Source organism: Paenibacillus woosongensis, from assembly GCF_009725165.1.
Classification (GTDB): Bacteria; Bacillota; Bacilli; order Paenibacillales; family Paenibacillaceae; genus Fontibacillus; species Fontibacillus woosongensis.
Genome location: NZ_WNZW01000052.1, coordinates 1 through 430, shown reverse-complemented (window position 1 = coordinate 430; position 430 = coordinate 1). Strand labels below are relative to the sequence as shown.

1 protein-coding gene is annotated in these 430 nt (G+C 62.6%); it reads right to left on the bottom strand.

Going from position 1 to position 430, the window contains the following annotated elements; all coding sequences use genetic code 11:
- A partial coding sequence (locus GNP95_RS25565; RefSeq protein WP_330163628.1) for an MHYT domain-containing protein occupies nt 1–430 on the bottom strand: 430 nt, incomplete at both ends.

The following is a 430-nucleotide window of genomic DNA, read 5'->3' as shown; positions in this document are numbered from 1 at the left end:
GGCGAGCAGCATCTCATCAATACGAACGGCGCGATGAACGACATCGACTTGGCCCTGCGCTTTGAATTGAGCTGCCAGCATACCGAGGTTATGCACGCCCACGATCGCCGTTCCGAACACGACGGCTGCCCCGGCTTTCCTCCAAGGCGAGGATGGGCTGCGCTTTCGCCGATGCAGGAGCGAGAGCCGAATTGCGTTGAACGACAGCGCAACCGCAAGGAGGAAGGACAACACAACCAGGTACGGTTCGTAAGACAGCACCGCGGGCAGCCGAAGCGCCGCCATGCCCGTATAGTGCATCCCGGCGATAGCCAGCCCCGTAAACAGCCCGCCGGCCAGCGATTGCAAACCGGAAACGGCGCTTCGCGTCATGACCCACAGCGCCGCCCACACCCCCGCGACCGGCAGCAGCATCGACAAGATCAAGTAG